Source organism: Nocardia beijingensis NBRC 16342 (assembly GCF_001612785.1).
Taxonomy (GTDB): Bacteria; Actinomycetota; Actinomycetes; order Mycobacteriales; family Mycobacteriaceae; genus Nocardia; species Nocardia beijingensis.
In genome coordinates this window covers 82,169-97,811 of record NZ_BDBC01000025.1, presented here as the reverse complement: position 1 = coordinate 97,811, position 15,643 = coordinate 82,169, and the positions used below count along the sequence as shown (strand labels likewise).

The 15,643-nt window shown below is 69.9% G+C and carries 16 protein-coding genes; 8 read left to right on the top strand and 8 right to left on the bottom strand.

Annotation, left to right across the window (positions count from 1 at the left end; all coding sequences use genetic code 11):
* Position 1: 1 nt before the first annotated feature.
* The gene (gene sdhC, locus NB3_RS16340; protein WP_083863252.1) at positions 2–400 is read right to left on the bottom strand and encodes a succinate dehydrogenase, cytochrome b556 subunit; all 399 of its coding nucleotides are present in this window, start codon (positions 398–400) and stop codon (positions 2–4) included.
* 276 nt (positions 401–676) lie between these two features.
* On the opposite strand from sdhC, the gene NB3_RS16335 reads away from it, so the two are divergent.
* The 4 genes from NB3_RS16335 (at position 677) to NB3_RS16320 (ending at position 5,032) form a co-directional block, all read left to right on the top strand.
* Positions 677–1,078 (top strand): cytidine deaminase, encoded by a 402-nt coding sequence (locus tag NB3_RS16335; protein ID WP_157111820.1) that lies wholly within the window; start codon positions 677–679, stop codon positions 1,076–1,078.
* Between the two features lie 245 nt (positions 1,079–1,323).
* Positions 1,324–2,613: a thymidine phosphorylase gene (locus tag NB3_RS16330; RefSeq protein WP_067803670.1), complete on the top strand. Its 1,290-nt coding sequence runs from the start codon at positions 1,324–1,326 to the stop codon at positions 2,611–2,613.
* A gap of 529 nt (positions 2,614–3,142) precedes the next feature.
* Positions 3,143–4,240 carry an adenosine deaminase gene (locus tag NB3_RS16325; protein WP_067803452.1) on the top strand — a complete coding sequence of 366 codons (1,098 nt, stop codon included), beginning with the start codon at positions 3,143–3,145 and terminating at the stop codon, positions 4,238–4,240.
* A 135-nt stretch (positions 4,241–4,375) separates the two neighbouring features.
* Positions 4,376–5,032: a hypothetical protein gene (locus tag NB3_RS16320; RefSeq protein WP_067803667.1), complete on the top strand. Its 657-nt coding sequence runs from the start codon at positions 4,376–4,378 to the stop codon at positions 5,030–5,032.
* Here NB3_RS16320 and NB3_RS16315 read toward each other — a convergent pair whose 3' ends face one another.
* The 5 genes from NB3_RS16315 to NB3_RS16295 are packed head-to-tail and all read right to left on the bottom strand — an operon-like array spanning position 5,033 to position 8,432.
* Positions 5,033–6,289 carry a SatS C-terminal domain-containing protein gene (locus tag NB3_RS16315; RefSeq protein ID WP_067803449.1) on the bottom strand — a complete coding sequence of 419 codons (1,257 nt, stop codon included), beginning with the start codon at positions 6,287–6,289 and terminating at the stop codon, positions 5,033–5,035.
* Positions 6,290–6,315: 26 nt separating this feature from the next.
* On the bottom strand, positions 6,316–6,663 hold the full coding sequence (locus NB3_RS16310) for a YbaB/EbfC family nucleoid-associated protein (RefSeq protein ID WP_067803446.1): 348 nt from the start codon (positions 6,661–6,663) through the stop codon (positions 6,316–6,318).
* Positions 6,660–7,001: a hypothetical protein gene (locus NB3_RS16305; RefSeq protein ID WP_067803443.1), complete on the bottom strand. Its 342-nt coding sequence runs from the start codon at positions 6,999–7,001 to the stop codon at positions 6,660–6,662. Before NB3_RS16305 ends, NB3_RS16310 begins: the two co-directional genes overlap by 4 nt.
* A complete protein-coding gene (locus NB3_RS16300; RefSeq protein ID WP_067803440.1) occupies positions 6,998–8,107 on the bottom strand; it encodes a C40 family peptidase in 1,110 nt (369 codons plus the stop codon). Before NB3_RS16300 ends, NB3_RS16305 begins: the two co-directional genes overlap by 4 nt.
* Positions 8,108–8,111: 4 nt before the next feature.
* On the bottom strand, positions 8,112–8,432 hold the full coding sequence (locus tag NB3_RS16295; protein ID WP_067803665.1) for a hypothetical protein: 321 nt from the start codon (positions 8,430–8,432) through the stop codon (positions 8,112–8,114).
* A 144-nt stretch (positions 8,433–8,576) separates the two neighbouring features.
* On the opposite strand from NB3_RS16295, the gene upp reads away from it, so the two are divergent.
* Positions 8,577–9,200, top strand: a complete 624-nt coding sequence (upp, locus tag NB3_RS16290) for a uracil phosphoribosyltransferase (protein WP_067803437.1) — start codon at positions 8,577–8,579, stop codon at positions 9,198–9,200.
* 12 nt (positions 9,201–9,212) lie between these two features.
* Here upp and NB3_RS16285 read toward each other — a convergent pair whose 3' ends face one another.
* A complete protein-coding gene (locus tag NB3_RS16285; RefSeq protein ID WP_067803434.1) occupies positions 9,213–10,709 on the bottom strand; it encodes a phospho-sugar mutase in 1,497 nt (498 codons plus the stop codon).
* Positions 10,710–11,489 carry a purine-nucleoside phosphorylase gene (locus NB3_RS16280; protein WP_067803662.1) on the bottom strand — a complete coding sequence of 260 codons (780 nt, stop codon included), beginning with the start codon at positions 11,487–11,489 and terminating at the stop codon, positions 10,710–10,712.
* A gap of 410 nt (positions 11,490–11,899) precedes the next feature.
* On the opposite strand from NB3_RS16280, the gene NB3_RS16275 reads away from it, so the two are divergent.
* The 3 genes from NB3_RS16275 (at position 11,900) to NB3_RS16265 (ending at position 15,618) form a co-directional block, all read left to right on the top strand.
* Complete coding sequence (locus NB3_RS16275; RefSeq protein WP_067803431.1) at positions 11,900–12,604, top strand: enoyl-CoA hydratase-related protein; 705 nt, start codon at positions 11,900–11,902, stop codon at positions 12,602–12,604.
* A 513-nt stretch (positions 12,605–13,117) separates the two neighbouring features.
* Positions 13,118–14,359 carry a M20 family metallopeptidase gene (locus NB3_RS16270; RefSeq protein WP_084486289.1) on the top strand — a complete coding sequence of 414 codons (1,242 nt, stop codon included), beginning with the start codon at positions 13,118–13,120 and terminating at the stop codon, positions 14,357–14,359.
* Positions 14,360–14,418: 59 nt separating this feature from the next.
* The gene (locus tag NB3_RS16265; protein ID WP_067803660.1) at positions 14,419–15,618 is read left to right on the top strand and encodes a M20 family metallopeptidase; all 1,200 of its coding nucleotides are present in this window, start codon (positions 14,419–14,421) and stop codon (positions 15,616–15,618) included.
* The last annotated feature ends 25 nt before the right edge of the window (positions 15,619–15,643 follow it).

The window sequence follows — 15,643 nt, the reverse complement described above, 5'->3', positions numbered from 1 at the left end:
GTCAGTGCTCCGTGAACAGGTAGAAGAACTGGCGCCCGATGGCGGGAACGGCCAGCAGGAACCAGATCGCGAGAATGATCCAGAGCATCAGGCGCTGGTACTTCGGGCCCTTGGACCAGAAGTCCACCAGGATCACGCGGACGCCGTTGAGCGCGTGGAACAGGACGACGACGACCAGGCCCATCTCCATCAACGCCACGATGGGCGTCTTGTAGGTCTCGATCGCTTCGTTGTAGGTGTCCGGGCTCACGCGCACCAGGGCGGTGTCCAGCACGTGGACGAAGAGGAAGAAGAAGATGGTGACGCCGGTGATCCGGTGCAGCGCCCACGACCACATGCCAGGGTCGCCTCGGTACAGCGTCTTCCGCTTCGGCTGGGCCGGAGCTTCAATCGTGGTCATAGAGTGCGGTGCCTCCAACGTCGTTGATGGACCCGGTCGCAGGTCCGACGCCGACGGCGTGGCGGGCGAATGCCCAGGTGGCTGTACTCCGGCCCGTCGCAGGGAACCTGAACCGATCTGTTCTGGACTCTAATCCTCCAGCAATCCCGGAACTAATTCGGCGTACCGTGCGTTGCGCGACACCGGATCGGGTTAGGCTTACCTTTCTTGATGGGTGCGGGGTTCCGTCGTGGCCTTCGCGCGGCCGTGATCGGGTCGGTCCGAGAGGGGTTCCTTGTGGCGGAAATCGACTGGAAATTCCTGCGCGACAACGCATTTCAAGTCATGCGCAACGCCTATGCGCCGTACTCGCGGTTTCCGGTCGGCGCCGCGGCTCTCAGTGCCGACGGTCGCGTGGTGAGGGGTTGCAATGTGGAAAATGTCTCATACGGTTTGGGCCTGTGCGCCGAATGTGTACTCATCGGTAACTTGATTTCGGGGGGCGGAGGGCGTCTTCGGGCCATCTCCGTGACGGATTCTCGGGGCGAAATCTTGATGCCCTGCGGGCGCTGCCGCCAATTGCTGCACGAGCACGGCGGAGCCGATCTCTTGGTCGATCACAAGTCCGGGCCGGTGCCGTTGCGCACGCTGCTGCCGGACGCTTTCGGTCCCGACGACTTGGACGCCGGGCAGGTCTGAGCGAGTACGCCGGCGACGCGTGTTCTGCCGCCGGTGTTGCCCCTGGCTCGCGGCTGCGGGCTGCCCCGCATCGACCGCCGCCACACCGACATCGACCTGGCCCCGGACTCTGCGGCCGCGGGCCTCCCGGCGCAATCGACCCGTCCGACCGGGCGGGTCCGGCGCGCCTGGAAAGGTGCCGGATGGTGGTTTCGTCCCATCGGCGAGAACCCGGGCGCGCGCAGGACCGTGCCAGACTGTCGACCGTGACGGCACTGGACGCGGTTTCGATCATCACTGCCAAGCGCGACGGCGGCGAGCTGTCGGACGCGCAGATCGACTGGGTGATCGACGGCTTCACCCGCGGCGCGGTGGCCGACGAGCAGATGTCCGCGCTGGCCATGGCGATCGTCTGGCGCGGAATGACGCGGCGGGAGACGGCGCGGTGGACCGCCGCGATGATCGCCTCCGGGCGGCGCATGGACCTCACCGGCCTGCCGCGTCCGACCGTGGACAAGCACTCCACCGGCGGGGTGGGCGACAAGATCACGTTGCCGCTCGCGCCGCTGGTCGCGGCGTGCGGCGCGGCGGTGCCGCAGTTGTCCGGGCGCGGTCTCGGGCATACCGGCGGCACCCTGGACAAGCTGGAATCGATTCCCGGCTGGCAGGCGGACGTGCCCGCGGCGCGGATGCGTGAGCTGCTGGCCGATCCCGGCATCGGTGCGGTGATCTGCGCGGCGGGCGCCGATCTCGCACCCGCCGACCGGCGGCTCTACGCGTTGCGCGACGTCACCGGCACGGTCGAATCGATCCCGCTGATCGCCAGCTCGATCATGAGCAAGAAGATCGCCGAAGGCACCGCGGCGCTGTTGCTGGACGTCAAGGTGGGCTCCGGCGCTTTCTTGAAGACCATGGAGGGTGCGCGCGAGCTGGCCACCGCGATGGTCGAGCTCGGCGCCGACGCGGGCGTGCGGACGGTGGCCCTGCTCACCGCCATGGATACCCCGCTCGGCCGCACCGCGGGCAACGCCCTGGAGGTCGCGGAATCGGTGGAGGTGCTCGCGGGCGGCGGCCCCGCCGACGTCGTCGAGCTGACCATCGCGTTGGCTCGCGAGATGGTCGCGCTGGCCGGTCTGAACACCGACCCCGCCGACGCGCTGGCCGACGGCAGGGCGATGGATCACTGGCGCGCGATGGTCCGGGCACAGGGCGGCGACCCGGACGCGAAGCTACCTATCGCGAAACACACCGAAACCGTGCGCGCCGACGCCGACGGCGTGCTGACCCGGCTGGACGCGATGGGGGTCGGTATCGCCGCCTGGCGCCTCGGCGCTGGCCGCGCGCGTCAGGGCGATCCCGTGCAGTTCGGTGCGGGTGTCGAGATGCACGCCAAGCCCGGTGACGCCGTAACAGCAGGTCAGCCGCTGCTCACCCTGCACACCGATACGCCCGAGGCGTTTCCCGGGGCTATCGCGGCCTTGCGCGACGCCGTCACGATCGGAACCGGCGCCGCGCCCGCTCCGGACTCGTTGGTTCTCGACCGCATCTTGTCCTGAGTCATCCGGGGTTGTCGCGGGCAATGGTGTCCCGAATCGCTCGCCCGGTCTCTGCCTCCGCGCTGACCCCGCGGCTGCCGAGCATCGCCCGGGCATTGCCGGTCTGCGACCGTCGCACGCAGCGGCAGGTCGTGCCGCATTCGCGTGCAAGGCGCAGCAGCACGAGCCGATGCCAGGTCAGACACGCACCGCATGGCTCGCGCCCCCGCTGAGCATCGAGGCAGCGCGGGCGACGACACACCAGTCGTGGTTCTCAGCCACGGCTGCCCGGTAGCTCGTCCGCGCGGCGAGAGTCGGATTTCACGCGCGAGGGAGTGTTCGGCGACGGAGCTTGTCGTACGACTCTGATCGTGCCGGACGCCTGGTGGCGTCCGCACGCATTCGGCGCGGGGGCGGAATGGGGCCGACGGGTGTGATGCAGAACCTGGCGGTGTCCGGTTGTGGACCGGCCCGCATCCGGCGGGCAACGAGATGGGGGTTACGGCCCGAGTCGGCTGCCGTTTCGGCGCGCTGCGGCTACCGTCGATACATGACTGGACCGATGCCTCTGACTCTCGCCTCGATCCGCCAAGCGCCCAAAGCGCTGCTGCACGACCACCTCGACGGTGGCCTGCGGCCCGCGACGGTGCTGGAACTCGCCGCGCACTGCGGCTACCAGGAGCTACCCGCCGACGACGAGGCGTCGCTGGCGGCCTGGTTCCGCGATGCGGCCGACAGCGGATCGCTGGAACGGTACCTGGAAACCTTCGCGCACACCGTCGCCGTGATGCAGACCCCGGAGGGCCTGCGCCGGGTCGCCCGCGAATGCGCCGAGGACCTCGCCGCCGACGGCGTCGTCTACGCGGAGGTCCGGTTCGCCCCCGAACAGCACTTGGAGCGCGGACTCACCCTGGACGAGGTGGTCGAGCACACGCTGGCCGGATTCCGCGAAGGCGAGGCGGCCGCCGCCGAGAGCGGACACCCGATCGTGGTGACCTGCCTGCTCACCGCGATGCGGCATGCCGCGCGCTCCCGGGAGATCGCGGAGCTGACGGTGCGCTTCCGCGATCGCGGGGTCGGCGGTTTCGACATCGCGGGCGCGGAGGCCGGTTACCCGCCGAGCAGGCATCTGGACGCGTTCGAATACATGCGCGCCAACAGCGCGCACTTCACCATCCACGCCGGCGAGGCCTTCGGTCTGCCGTCCATCCACGAGGCGCTCGCGTTCTGTGGGTGTGACCGGCTCGGCCACGGCGTGCGGATCACCGACGACATCAGCGTGCCCGGCGCGATCGAGGACGCGCAGCTCGGCCTGGTCGCCAACTATGTCCGGGACATGCGCATACCGCTGGAGCTGTGTCCGTCGTCGAACGTGCAGACCGGCGCGGTGCCCTCGCTGGACAAGCATCCGTTCGACCTGCTGGCCCGCCTGCGTTTCCGCGTCACGGTGAACACCGACAACCGGCTGATGAGTGACACCAGCATGAGCCAGGAGATGCTGAAGCTGGTCGAGACGTTCGGCTACGGCTGGAGCGACCTGGAACGGTTCACCATCAACGCCATGAAGTCGGCGTTCATCCCGTTCCCCGAGCGGCTGCGGATCATCGACGACATCATCAAGCCCGGATACGCGGTGCTCATCGGATAGCGGGCACGCGCGCCGGAGGCGGTCGCGGATCACCGTGCGGCAACGAACAAGCGGCCGGTAACTGGTTCGCTACGGAAGCGGTCGGCGGTAAGGTTCCGCGGCCCGGTCGGCAAACGGTTCGCTAGCGTGGCGATCATGGCGACTTTGCGCATCCCCCGCCGGTTCAACGGTCCGCCCGACTCCGGCAACGGCGGTTACGTGGCCGGTCTGCTCGCCGACCAGCGCGACGAGCAGACCGTCACCGTGATCCTGCGCAGTCCGCCGCCGCTGGAGACGCCGTTGGCCGTGCGGGACGAACGGCTCTACGACGGGGACACGCTGATCGCCGAGTCCAAGAGCGGTGAACTCGAACGCGACGCCCCGAACCAGGTCGCGTTCGACGACGCGGTAGAGGCGACGCGCAGTTACACGAGCATCGACATGTTCGCGTCCTGCTTCGTTTGCGGCAGCGCCCGAGCGGACGGGCTGCGCATCGAACCCGGCCGCATCGACGAGAACCGAGTGGCCGCGCCGTGGGTGCCCGATGCCACCGTGCCGCTGGGTCCGCCCCTGCTGTGGGCCGCGATGGACTGCCCCGGCGGCTGGTCGCTGCCCGGCATGCTCCAACGTCCCGCGCTGCTCGGGTCGATGACCGCCACCGTGCACGGCATTCCGCAGGTCGACGAGCGCTGCGTCGTGGTGGGCGAATTCCACGGCGAACAGGGCCGCAAATGCTGGGCCTCGACCGCCGTCTACGGCGCGGACCAACGCCTGCTCGGGCAGGCCGAGCAGGTCTGGATCCGGCTGGCCTAGTTACTGCTTGTCGAGCCGGGACTCCAGATTGCGTTCCAGTTCCCGCCACGCCTGGGCCTCGGCGGTGAACGGTGGGTTGGGCGCCAACCGGGTGGGGTCGGGATTCAGCAGGTAGGAGACATACCAGCCCAGCGGGGTGGATTGGGCCAGGGCCTGCTCCACCGTGTCGTCGTCGGCGTAGTCGGCGGCGTCGGTGAACAGTTCGACCGCCAGGTCCAGCTGTTCGATGTCGACCGCCTCCGGGCCTTCGGCCAGGTCCTCGGCCAGGCCGGGCAGCACGTAGACGTTCTCGTCGGTGACCTCGACCTCCAGCGAGCCGTCCACCGCCGCGGTCTGCACGTCGGCGAAGGTGCTCACGCGGGCCAGATCGTGCTCGTGGTCGTCGGCGAGGTAGCGGGCCAGCGCGCGCTCGGAGGAGAACACGGTGATCGAGCCCTTGGAACCGAGGAAGATCGGCTCGTCGTCGAGGTAACACCGCAGCGTGAAGACGCTGCCCTCGGACGTGATGATCTTGACCGGGTCGATGCCGACCTCGTGCCAGAACGACTCGTCCTCGTCTTCCTCGTCGTCCTCGTCTTCTTCGTCGAGGTCGACCGGCTCGAACTCCTCGTCCTCGTCGCTGTCGGCCGCGTCGTCGGCGTCGACCACGTTCTCCTCGGCGGCCAGCAACTCGGCCTCGGCCACCGCCACCGCCTCGGCGTCGACCTCGGGCGTCTGCACCACGGAGTCGATGGCGTCGAGTACGTCGTCCCAGCCCTTGGCGATGGCCGCGCCGATCTGGTCCCACAATTCCTCGCCGTCGCGACCGACGAACGCGCTCACGCCGCCGGGCAACGCGCCGAGCACCGGATGCGAACCGAAGAACTTGGTCACCGTCTCCAGTTCGCACACCTCGCCGATGTTGCGCACCATGCTGAGCGTGTCCTCCAGCTCGGCGACGGTGTCGACGTCGGGCTCACCCGCCGCCAGCTCCGGCACCGCGACCAGATCGAAGGAGAAGTTCTCCTCCGGCTCCAGCTCGACCGCGGACAGACCCGCGACGACCTTCCAGGCCGGATGGTCGACGAGGTCGTTGTCGGCGTTGGTTCGGATGAACGCGGCCAGCTCCGCAACGGACTCGAAACCGTAGAGGGCGTCCTCGTGCCCGAGGAACGCCTCCCACTCGTCGTCACCGTCTCGCCAGCGCGGTGCCCACAGGGTGACGAGATCGCCGTCGGTCAGGCCGAGCTCGATCGGGACGATGTCTCCAGAAGCCATGTGCGGAAGCCTATCGACCTTCCGCGTCAGGCACTATCCGGCCCGCCCCCATTCGTGCCCGCGGGCGGCTCCGCGGCGGGCACGAACGACTCGTTCAGTGTCGCAACGACCTTGGATCGCTGCGCGCCGGCGTCCTCGGCGGCCTGCCTGCACGCCCAGACGATCAGCTGCCCGACCTCGGCGGGCGGCAGCGAGGTGACCGACTCCGCCAAGGTCAGGCCGACCAGCGCGCCGTCGCTGTTGACCTCGACGCTCACCGCGCCGTCCGGGGAGGTGAACCGCCCACGCACCTGCTTCAACCCGTACAGCGCGGCTTCCAGCGCCTCCAGCTTCTGGGTGGCCGACGCGACGAGGGCGTCCATTTCCGCACTCATACCGGCCTCATCCAGCTCGTCGGTCCCGTGTCCGCGTCGTCGATCCGGTCCAGCTCGTCCACCGCCTGCTGGCGGGTGGGCAGGCCGAGCCGGTCGAGGATGTCCGATGGCATGCCCGCCTCGGCGAGCAGTTCGCGCCGCCGCGCCCGCGCCGCGATGGCGGAACGCTGGGTGAGCCGCAGGATCTCGTTCGCGAGCGACTGTGCGCCGTAACGGTATTCGCTGCGCTCGAACTTGATCTCCACCGGCATGCCCTGATCGGTGGCGCGCACCGAGATGGTGCCCGAGCGGTTGCTGCTCGCCGCCACCGTGACATTGGGGACTTGCGGTCGGGTCATGCCGTCGGCCTGTAGAAACCGTAGAAGTCCATGCCTGAGTTCTCCGTTCGAATCGAGCTGATCTGGACCGGGTCACCCGCCTCGACGAACTGTCCGTTGCCGATCACCATGGCCACGTGGCCGTCCCAGATCGCGAGGTCGCCCGGCATCAGGTCACCGGCCGACACCGGTGTGGCCCCGTTGCCCTGGTCGCACGCGAGCCGGGGCAGGTCGACGCCGGCCTCGCCGTAGGCGTATTTGGTGAGCCCGCTGCAATCCAATCCCGCGCCCGGGCTGTTGCCGCCCCAGACATAGGGCGTGCCGACGGCGCCGATCGCCGACCGGACCGCCGTGGCGGCCTGCTCGTTGGGGGCCTCCACGACACTGCCGTCGGGCAGCGTGATCTTCACGCCCTTGCCGTCGTCGGGCGCCCCCGACGAACCGGTGTCCGGCCGCGGCGTGCCCGAGGTGCCGGGTGTGCCGCGGGAACTGCGCGAGGACTGCGACTGGGTAGGTGTGGCCATCACGGTGCTCAGCAACGAGCCTGCACCGTTGAGCACGCCGGACGCGGCGGACGCCGCTTGCTGCACGCCTGCGGCGGGCACGCCTGCCAGCGACGGCGTCGGCGGCGGCGGAGTCAGGTCGTTCATCGACGCGGTGTGCGTCTGCAACTCGTTCTGCACCCGGCCGACGACATTGAGCGCCTGATTGAGATGGTCGATCGCCGAACCGACGAGCACCGTCAGCCCTTCCGGCGTCGCCAGGACCGGGCCCATGCTCGCCGCGGTGTTCACGAAGGACTGCGCGATATCGGTGAGTTCCTTCTGACCCGTCTCGACCTCGCCTGCGGCCTGGTTCACGACCGTGGCCATCTCGTTGCCGCGATCGGAGATGGTGGCCGCCGAGGTCTGCACCCGCAGCGCCTTCGCCGTGGCCGCGTCGGCGGCGCGGCCGTCCCACGCGTCGTTCATCCCGTTGATGCTGTCGCGGCCCATCCGATGGATCTGGTCGACCGCGGCCGAGGTGCTGCGCAGCGCGTCGGTGGGACCGCCGGAGGGCAGCACACCGCTGCCGAAGCTGGCGAGCAGGTCCAGGATCGGCTGGGCCAGTGCGTTGACATCGATCACGCGCTCACTCCAGCTCGGCGGCCGCGCTCCGCAGCGCGCCGGCGTGGGCGGCGTCGGTCTCGGTGAGCACGGCCGCCGCACCGGTGGCAGCGCCGCCCATGCTGGTCAGCACCGCCGACAATTGACCGATCGAGGCGACGTGCCCGGCGTGCGCCGCGGCGTAGGCCGCCATGAAGTCACCGCCGATCAGCCCCATGATCGGGCCGAGCAACGCGGGCTCGGCGGCCGCCGCGCTCACCCCTGCCGCCGCCATCTCACCGGCCATGACATGGGCGGTCGCGCCGTAGGCCGCGATGCCATCGGTGTCCGCCGACATCTTTCGCATCAGAGCTTCCCCCATCTGTTGTTCCCAGGCAGAGTACGTCATCCACTTGGTTCGACGCGCGCTGTTCCGTTTCGGTTCCGCCGCATCGAGAAAAACTTCGGTGGCGTCCGGCGGCGCGTCCGCGACCGACTTTATCGTTCCCTCATGCGCACCCACACCGTGGACCATCCACTCGTCGCCGCCCTGCTCACCACGATGCGGGACGAGCGTACGCCGAATCCGGCTTTCCGTGCCGCACTGCGTGATCTGACCGGAATCCTGATCTACGAGGCGCTACGCGACGCGGAGGTGGAGCGCTTCGCGATCACCACACCGGTCGCGCCCACCGAAGGCGTCCGGCTGGCCCACCCGCCGCTGCTGGTCCCGGTGCTGCGCGCCGGACTCGGCATGGTCGACGCGGCCGCCGAGCTGATCCCCGACGCAAGAATCGGATTCGTCGGAATCGCCCGCGACGAGGACACGCACCTGCCGGTGCCCTACATGGAATCGCTGCCAGCGGATCTCGCCGGGCTGCCGGTCTTCGTGCTCGACCCGATGCTCGCCACCGGCGGCTCCATGCGGCACACCTTGGAACTGCTCGCGGCGCGGGGCGCCACCGACATCACCGCGGTGTGCGTCGTCGCCGCTCCAGAAGGCATTGCGACGCTGGCGGATTCCAGCCTGCCGGTGCGGCTGGTCACCGCCGTGGTCGACGCGGGCCTGAACGAGCACGCCTATATCGTGCCCGGCCTCGGCGACGCGGGCGACAGGCAATTCGGCCCGCGCTGAACCCTTTCCGCGTCAGAACTTCCGGCAGAAGTCACGCAGCGCCGAGAGACGTTCGCGTGCCGCGGCTCGCGCGGCGGGAAGATCGGCGCGCGAGCCGACCGGTTCGACCACCTCCAAGTAGCACTTGAGCTTCGGCTCGGTGCCGGAAGGGCGGACCACCACGCGGGACGAAACACCCTCGAAGATCAGTGCGTCGGTCCGCATCCGGCCCCGCACCAAGAGCTGATCGGTGTACTTCACCGGTTCGCCCGCGATCTCGTGCGGCGGATCGGCCCGCAACCGCTCGACCGCGGCCGCCGCCTCGGCCGAGGACGCCAGCCGCAACGACACCTGGTCGCCCGCGTGCAGGCCGAATTCCACCGCGTAGTCGTCGAGTTCGTCGTTCAGGTCGCGGCCCGCCGCCTTCAGCCGGGCCACCAGGTCCGCGGCCAGCACGGCGGCGGAGATCCCGTCCTTGTCGCGGACCGCCGCCGGGTCGACGCAGTGGCCGATCGCCTCCTCGTAGGCGTAGACCAAACCGTCGCCTGCGCGGGCCAGCCATTTGAAGCCCGTGAGCGTCTCCGCGTAGCGGCCGCCGCGCGCCGCGGCCAGCTTCGACAGCAGCCGCGAGGACACGATCGTCGTCGCCACCAGCGCGCCGTCCGGGGCGGTGCGCAGCACGCAGTCGCCGAGCAGCACACCGGTCTCGTCGCCGCGCAGCATCCGCCAGGTGCCGTCCGGCCGCGGGACGCCCACCGCGCATCGGTCCGCGTCCGGGTCCAGCGCGATCGCCACGTCGGCGCCGACCCGCGCCGCCGTCGCGAGCAGCAGGTCGGCCGCGCCGGGTTCCTCCGGGTTCGGGAACGCGACGGTCGGGAAGTCGGGGTCCGGTGCGAACTGCTCCTCGACCACATGGATGTCGGAGAAGCCCGCCGCGCGGAGCGCTTCGACGGCGAGTTCGCCGCCGACGCCGTGCAGCGGGGTGAGCGCGATCCGGACGTTCGCGCGCTCGCCCGATCCGCCGATCCAGGCGGGCAGTTCGGCGACGCGGCGCAGGTAGCGCCGCACCACGTCGTCGTCGGCGGGGGTGAGCGGAAGACGGTCGATCGGCTCGCCGACGGCCTCGATGCAGCGCTCGATCTCGGCGTCGGCCGGGGCGATCAGCTGTGCTCCGCCGTCGAGGTAGACCTTGTAGCCGTTGTCGGTGGCCGGATTGTGCGAGGCGGTGATCTGCACGCCCGCGACCGCGCCCAATTCACGCACCGCGTACGCGACCACGGGCGTCGGCAGCGGACGCGGCAGCAGCGTCACGCGGAAGCCGGCGGCGGCGAAGATCTCCGCGGTCGCGGTGGCGAACTCGGCGGACCCGTGCCTGGCGTCGCGGCCGACGACCACCACGCCGCCGCCGAGGCAGCGGTCACGCAGCCACGCCACGAGTCCCGCCGTCGCCCGGCTCACCGTGGTGACGTTCATGCCGTCCGGACCGTCGCGCAGCGGCCCGCGCAGGCCCGCCGTGCCGAAGCGCAGCATCTAGACCCGTTCCAGCACGCCGCGCAGCAGTTTGCCGAGCCGGGGCGCGGCGGCATGCCCTTCGGCGAGCACCTCCGCATGGGACAGATGTTCGCCCGTCACCCCCGCGGCCAAGTTGGTGACCAGCGAGATGCCCAGCAGCCGCGCACCGAGCGCGCGAGCGGCGATGGCCTCGAGCACCGTGGACATGCCGACCAGATCCGCGCCGATCGTGCGCAGCATCCGGATCTCGGCGGGCGTCTCGTACTGCGGCCCGGTGAGGCCCGCGTAGACGCCTTCGGTCAGGCTCGGATCGATCTCCCTGGCCAACGCCCGCAACTGCGGATCCCAGGCATCGACCAGGTCGACGAAGGTCGCACCGGCCAGCGGCGTGCGGGCGGTCAGGTTGAGATGGTCGCTGATCAGCACCGGCTCACCAACCCGGAGGCCGGATCGGATACCGCCCGCCGCGTTGGTCAGCACGACGATCTCCGCGCCGGCCGCCACGGCCGCCGATACCGGGTGCACCACGTCGGCGGGCTGATATCCCTCGTAGAGGTGCTGACGGCCCATCAGCAGCAGCACGTCGTTGTGGTCCACCTGAACGGAATGGATCACGCCGACATGGCCCTGCGCGGTCGGCGTCCCGAACCCGGGCAACTCCGGCATCGGCACCGACGCCCGCGGCGCCCCGATCTCCGCGGCCGCGTCCTGCCAGCCGGACCCGAGCACCACCGCGACCCGGTGACGTGACACTCCCGTACGTTCGGCGATCGCCTCAGCGGCCTGTTCGGCAAGCATGATCGTCACGATAGTGGATTCCAGCGCCTGCGGCGCTGGGTGTTCGCGGCCCACTTATGGCTCGCGTGTGCGCGACCGCCGCTTGCTCCTTCGTCGCGTACGTGGCGGCCGCGCACACGCGAGCCGGGCCGCGAACGGCGCATGCTCGGTCTCGCTTCGCTCGAAAGACGTGGTTGCGGTGGGCTGGGCGCGTCGGTGTCGAACGCTGGGCCACAGGCCGCGCGGTCCAAAGCCTGATTTGTGGGTGCGCTGGGCGCGTCGGGGGTTCGACTGCTCCTGTGGGTTGCAACGGGCGGCTTGGAAGCCTGCGATGGACCGGTGATCACCGGGGAGCGGTTGGCGTCGTGGTCTGCGGGGTGAGTGCTACCCGTGAGTAGGGGCGTCGGGCGCGGCCCGTTACGCTGCACCGCATGCCGTATCTGGAACGCCAAGGTGAAGTGTTCGTCGTCTACCTCGGGGCCGAGGGGCAGACGGACAGCGAGAACCGATTCCACCCGGATTGGATCGATGCGTTTCACGGGCTGCTCGACGAGGTCGAGAGTTCCACGGGGCCTGCCGCGCTGGTGACGACGGCGACGGGGAAGTTCTTCAGCAACGGTCTCGATACGGATTGGCTGTTCGGCAATCTGGACAAGATGCACGGCTATCTCGATCGCGTGCACTCGCTCTACACCCGCCTGCTCGCTTTCCCGCTGCCGACCGTCGCGGCGATCAACGGCCATGCCTTCGGCGCGGGCGCCATGCTGGCCACTTCGCACGACTTCCGGGTGATGCGCGCCGATCGCGGCTTCTACTGCCTGCCCGAGGTGCACCTGGGCATGCCGTTCACCATCGGGATGAACGCTCTGCTCACCGAGCGGCTGACCAACCAGGTGTGCGTGCAGGCGATGACCACCGGCCACCGCTACCCGGCCGACGAGGCGATCGCCGCGGGCATCGTGGACGGCAAAGCCGAAGCCGACCAGTTGCTCGCGACCGCCGTCCAGCGCGCGGCGGCGCTGGCGAGCAACCGCAAGCCCAACCTGCCGGTGATCAAGCGCGCCCTGCACGCGAAGGCGCTGGCCGGCCTAGCAGTGCCGACCACCCCGGAAAACCTGGCCTTCGCCACCAGCTGACCGTCGACGAGGAGAGCAAAGCACACCGTCTCGGCACTGTTTGGTGCTCGATCACCGACGCGCCCAGCGTGCGAGGCCCGGCCGAACAAACCCGCCTTCTGAACCGCGCGCCCTGTGTCCCGGCGTTCGACACCGACGCGCCCAGCGCACCGCAACTACGTCTTTCGAGCGAAGCGAGACCAGCCATCCGCCGCGGCTCGCGTGCGCGCCGTTGGACATGAACCCCAAGAGCTTCGCGAACACCGAGTGCGAGGCCCGGCCGAACAAACCGCCTTCTGAACCGCGCGCCCTGTGTCGCAGCGTTCGACACCGACGCGCCCAGCCCACCGCAACCACGACTTTCGAGCGAAGCGAGACCGAGCATGCGCCGTTCGCGGCCCGGCTCGCGTGTGCGCGGCCGCCGCGTAGGCGACGAAGGAGCAAGCGGCGGTCGCGCACACGCGAGCCACAAAGGGGCCGCGAACACGCCGCGCGAAAGCGCGGCAAATCAAACACAGTGCGAGACTGTGTTGCATGTCATCACCGCGCGGCGGGCCTCAGGGAACGCAACACGACGGCAACGCCGTGTGCGGGGTCGACGCTGTCGCGCGGGGGGACGCCGCGATCCGTGCCGCGTCCGCCGAGTTGATCGCGCTCTCGCACGCGATCCACGACGAACCGGAGCTGGCGTTCGAGGAGACCCGCAGCGTCGCCAAGACCATCGCACCGCTCGCCGAGCGCGGCTTCGAGATCGAGGTCGGCGTCGCGGAGCTGCCCACGGCTTTCCGCGCCCGCTACGGCAGCGGTTCGCTGACCGTCGGCCTCTGCGCCGAGTACGACGCGCTGCCCGAGATCGGCCACGCCTGCGGGCACAACATCATCGCTGCGTCCGCGGTGGGCGCCGCGCTCGGTCTGGCCGAGGTCGCCGACGCGCTGGACCTCACGGTGCTGGTGTTCGGCACGCCCGCCGAGGAGAGCGGCGGTGGGAAAGTGCTCATGCTGGAACGCGGCGTGTTCGACGACGTCGCGATGGCGATGATGGTGCATCCCGGTCCGCTCGACATCGTCGGCGCCCGCTCGCTGGCTCTGGCCGACGTCTCGGTGGTCTTCCACGGGCGCGAGGCGCACGCGAGCGCGGCCCCTGAGCAGGGGCGCAACGCGGGCGACGCGGTCACCGTCGCGCAGGTCGCCCTCGGGTTGCTGCGGCAACATCTCCTGCCCGGCCAGCAACTGCACGGTATAGTCGGCGACGGTGGCGTAGCTCCCAACATCGTGCCCGGACGTGCGGAACTGCTGTATTACCTACGCGCAGTCGACTCCGCATCCCTCGACGATCTGATGCGACGAGCGTCGGCTTGCTTCGAGGCGGGCGCCCTCGCGACCGGCTGCACCCACGAGATCCGGACGCTCGCGCCGACGTATACCGAGCTGACCCCGGATCCGGAGTTGTTGCTCGTCTATCGCGAGCAACTCGCCGGATTGGGACGCGTGCCGCTCGCTCCGGAGTTCGAGGCGCAGCGGCCGCTGGGCAGCACCGATATGGGGAACGTCACCAATGTCATTCCGGGCATTCACCCGGTCATCGGCATCGATGCCGGTGGAGCGGTGACACATCAGCCAGGCTTCGCCGCGGCCAGCGTCAACGCCTCGGCGGATCGTGCGGTCCTCGACGGTGCGCTCGCGCTCGCGCGTACCGCAATCGCCGTCGCCCGCGATGACATCCATAGAGACAGGTTGTTGCAACGGCTAGTTCAACGACAGGAGGACATTCGGTGAGCACAACCGGCCGTTCTGCGGCGCCGGCGACGGGCCCGGAAGTGGGCGTCCGTGTGGCCATGGAGGGCCACGGCAGCTCCGCAGTGTCGGAGACCGGGGGATCAGGGCGGGAAGCGGTGGAGTCGTGGCTGGCCGACCACACGGTCGATCTCGTCCAATGGCGCAGGCACATCCACGCCAATCCGGAACTGTCCCGTACCGAGTTCGGCACCACCGAGTTCGTCTCGGCGTGGCTGACCAAGGCGGGGCTGACGCCGCAGGTACTGCCCGGCGGCACCGGCCTGCTCTGTGACATCGGGCCGGAAGGACCGCGGATCGGCCTGCGCGCCGACATGGACGCGCTGCCGCTGCAGGAGTTCACCGGACTGCCCTTCGCTTCGACGGTCCCCGGCGTCTCGCACGCCTGCGGCCACGACGCGCACACCACCATCCTGCTCGGCACGGCGCTGGCGCTGGCCGAGGTGCCGCGGCTGCCGGTCGGCGTGCGGCTGGTCTTCCAGCCCGCCGAGGAGGTCATGCCCGGCGGCGCGATCGACGTGGTCGCCGCGGGCGCGATGACGGGCGTGGAGCGGATCTTCGCGCTGCACTGCGACCCGCGCTTGGAGGTGGGCCGGGTCGGCATCCGCGTCGGCGCGATCACCTCCGCCGCCGACACCATCGAGCTGGTGCTCGACTCGCCCGGCGGCCACACCTCGCGTCCGCACCTGACCAGTGACCTGGTCTACGCGATCGGCTCGGTCATCACCGGCCTGCCCGGCCTGCTCAGCCGCCGGATCGACCCGCGCACCAGCACCGTGATGGTGTGGGGCGCGGTGAGCGCGGGAAAGGCGCCGAACGCCATTCCGCAGACCGGCATGCTCACCGGCACCATTCGCACCGGAGATCACGCGACGTGGTCGTTGCTGGAGCCGATGGTGCGGGAGATCGTCGACGGCCTGCTCGCTCCGACGGGCGTGCGTTACCAGCTGAACTACCGGCGCGGCGTACCGCCGGTGGTCAACGACGAGCACTCCACCCGCCTTTTCGAGGACGCCATCCGCGCACTCGGCCCCGACGCGCTGGCCGACACCCCGCAGTCCGGCGGCGGCGAGGACTTCTCCTGGTATCTGGAGGAGGTGCCGGGCGCGATGGCGCGCCTCGGCGTCTGGTCCGGCGAGGGCGAGCAGCTGGATCTGCACCAGCCGACCTTCGACATCGATGAGCGGGCGCTCGCGGTCGGCGTCCGGGTGCTGAGCAATCTCGCGCTCGGCTCTGTCTGATTTCCAGCGCCTGCGGCGCTGGGTG

What these genes read in the sequence shown, in the direction of transcription:
- NB3_RS16280 (WP_067803662.1), bottom strand. Translation starts at nt 11,489, where the DNA reads ATGCTTGCCGAACAGGCCGCTGAGGCGATCGCCGAACGTACGGGAGTG.
- NB3_RS16265 (WP_067803660.1), top strand. Translation starts at nt 14,419, where the DNA reads ATGGAGGGCCACGGCAGCTCCGCAGTGTCGGAGACCGGGGGATCAGGG.
- NB3_RS16315 (WP_067803449.1), bottom strand. Translation starts at nt 6,289, where the DNA reads ATGGCTTCTGGAGACATCGTCCCGATCGAGCTCGGCCTGACCGACGGC.
- NB3_RS16310 (WP_067803446.1), bottom strand. Translation starts at nt 6,663, where the DNA reads ATGAGTGCGGAAATGGACGCCCTCGTCGCGTCGGCCACCCAGAAGCTG.
- NB3_RS16305 (WP_067803443.1), bottom strand. Translation starts at nt 7,001, where the DNA reads ATGACCCGACCGCAAGTCCCCAATGTCACGGTGGCGGCGAGCAGCAAC.
- NB3_RS16275 (WP_067803431.1), top strand. Translation starts at nt 11,900, where the DNA reads ATGCCGTATCTGGAACGCCAAGGTGAAGTGTTCGTCGTCTACCTCGGG.
- NB3_RS16325 (WP_067803452.1), top strand. Translation starts at nt 3,143, where the DNA reads ATGACTGGACCGATGCCTCTGACTCTCGCCTCGATCCGCCAAGCGCCC.
- NB3_RS16295 (WP_067803665.1), bottom strand. Translation starts at nt 8,432, where the DNA reads ATGCGAAAGATGTCGGCGGACACCGATGGCATCGCGGCCTACGGCGCG.
- NB3_RS16320 (WP_067803667.1), top strand. Translation starts at nt 4,376, where the DNA reads ATGGCGACTTTGCGCATCCCCCGCCGGTTCAACGGTCCGCCCGACTCC.
- upp (WP_067803437.1), top strand. Translation starts at nt 8,577, where the DNA reads ATGCGCACCCACACCGTGGACCATCCACTCGTCGCCGCCCTGCTCACC.
- NB3_RS16270 (WP_084486289.1), top strand. Translation starts at nt 13,118, where the DNA reads ATGTCATCACCGCGCGGCGGGCCTCAGGGAACGCAACACGACGGCAAC.
- NB3_RS16285 (WP_067803434.1), bottom strand. Translation starts at nt 10,709, where the DNA reads ATGCTGCGCTTCGGCACGGCGGGCCTGCGCGGGCCGCTGCGCGACGGT.
- sdhC (WP_083863252.1), bottom strand. Translation starts at nt 400, where the DNA reads ATGACCACGATTGAAGCTCCGGCCCAGCCGAAGCGGAAGACGCTGTAC.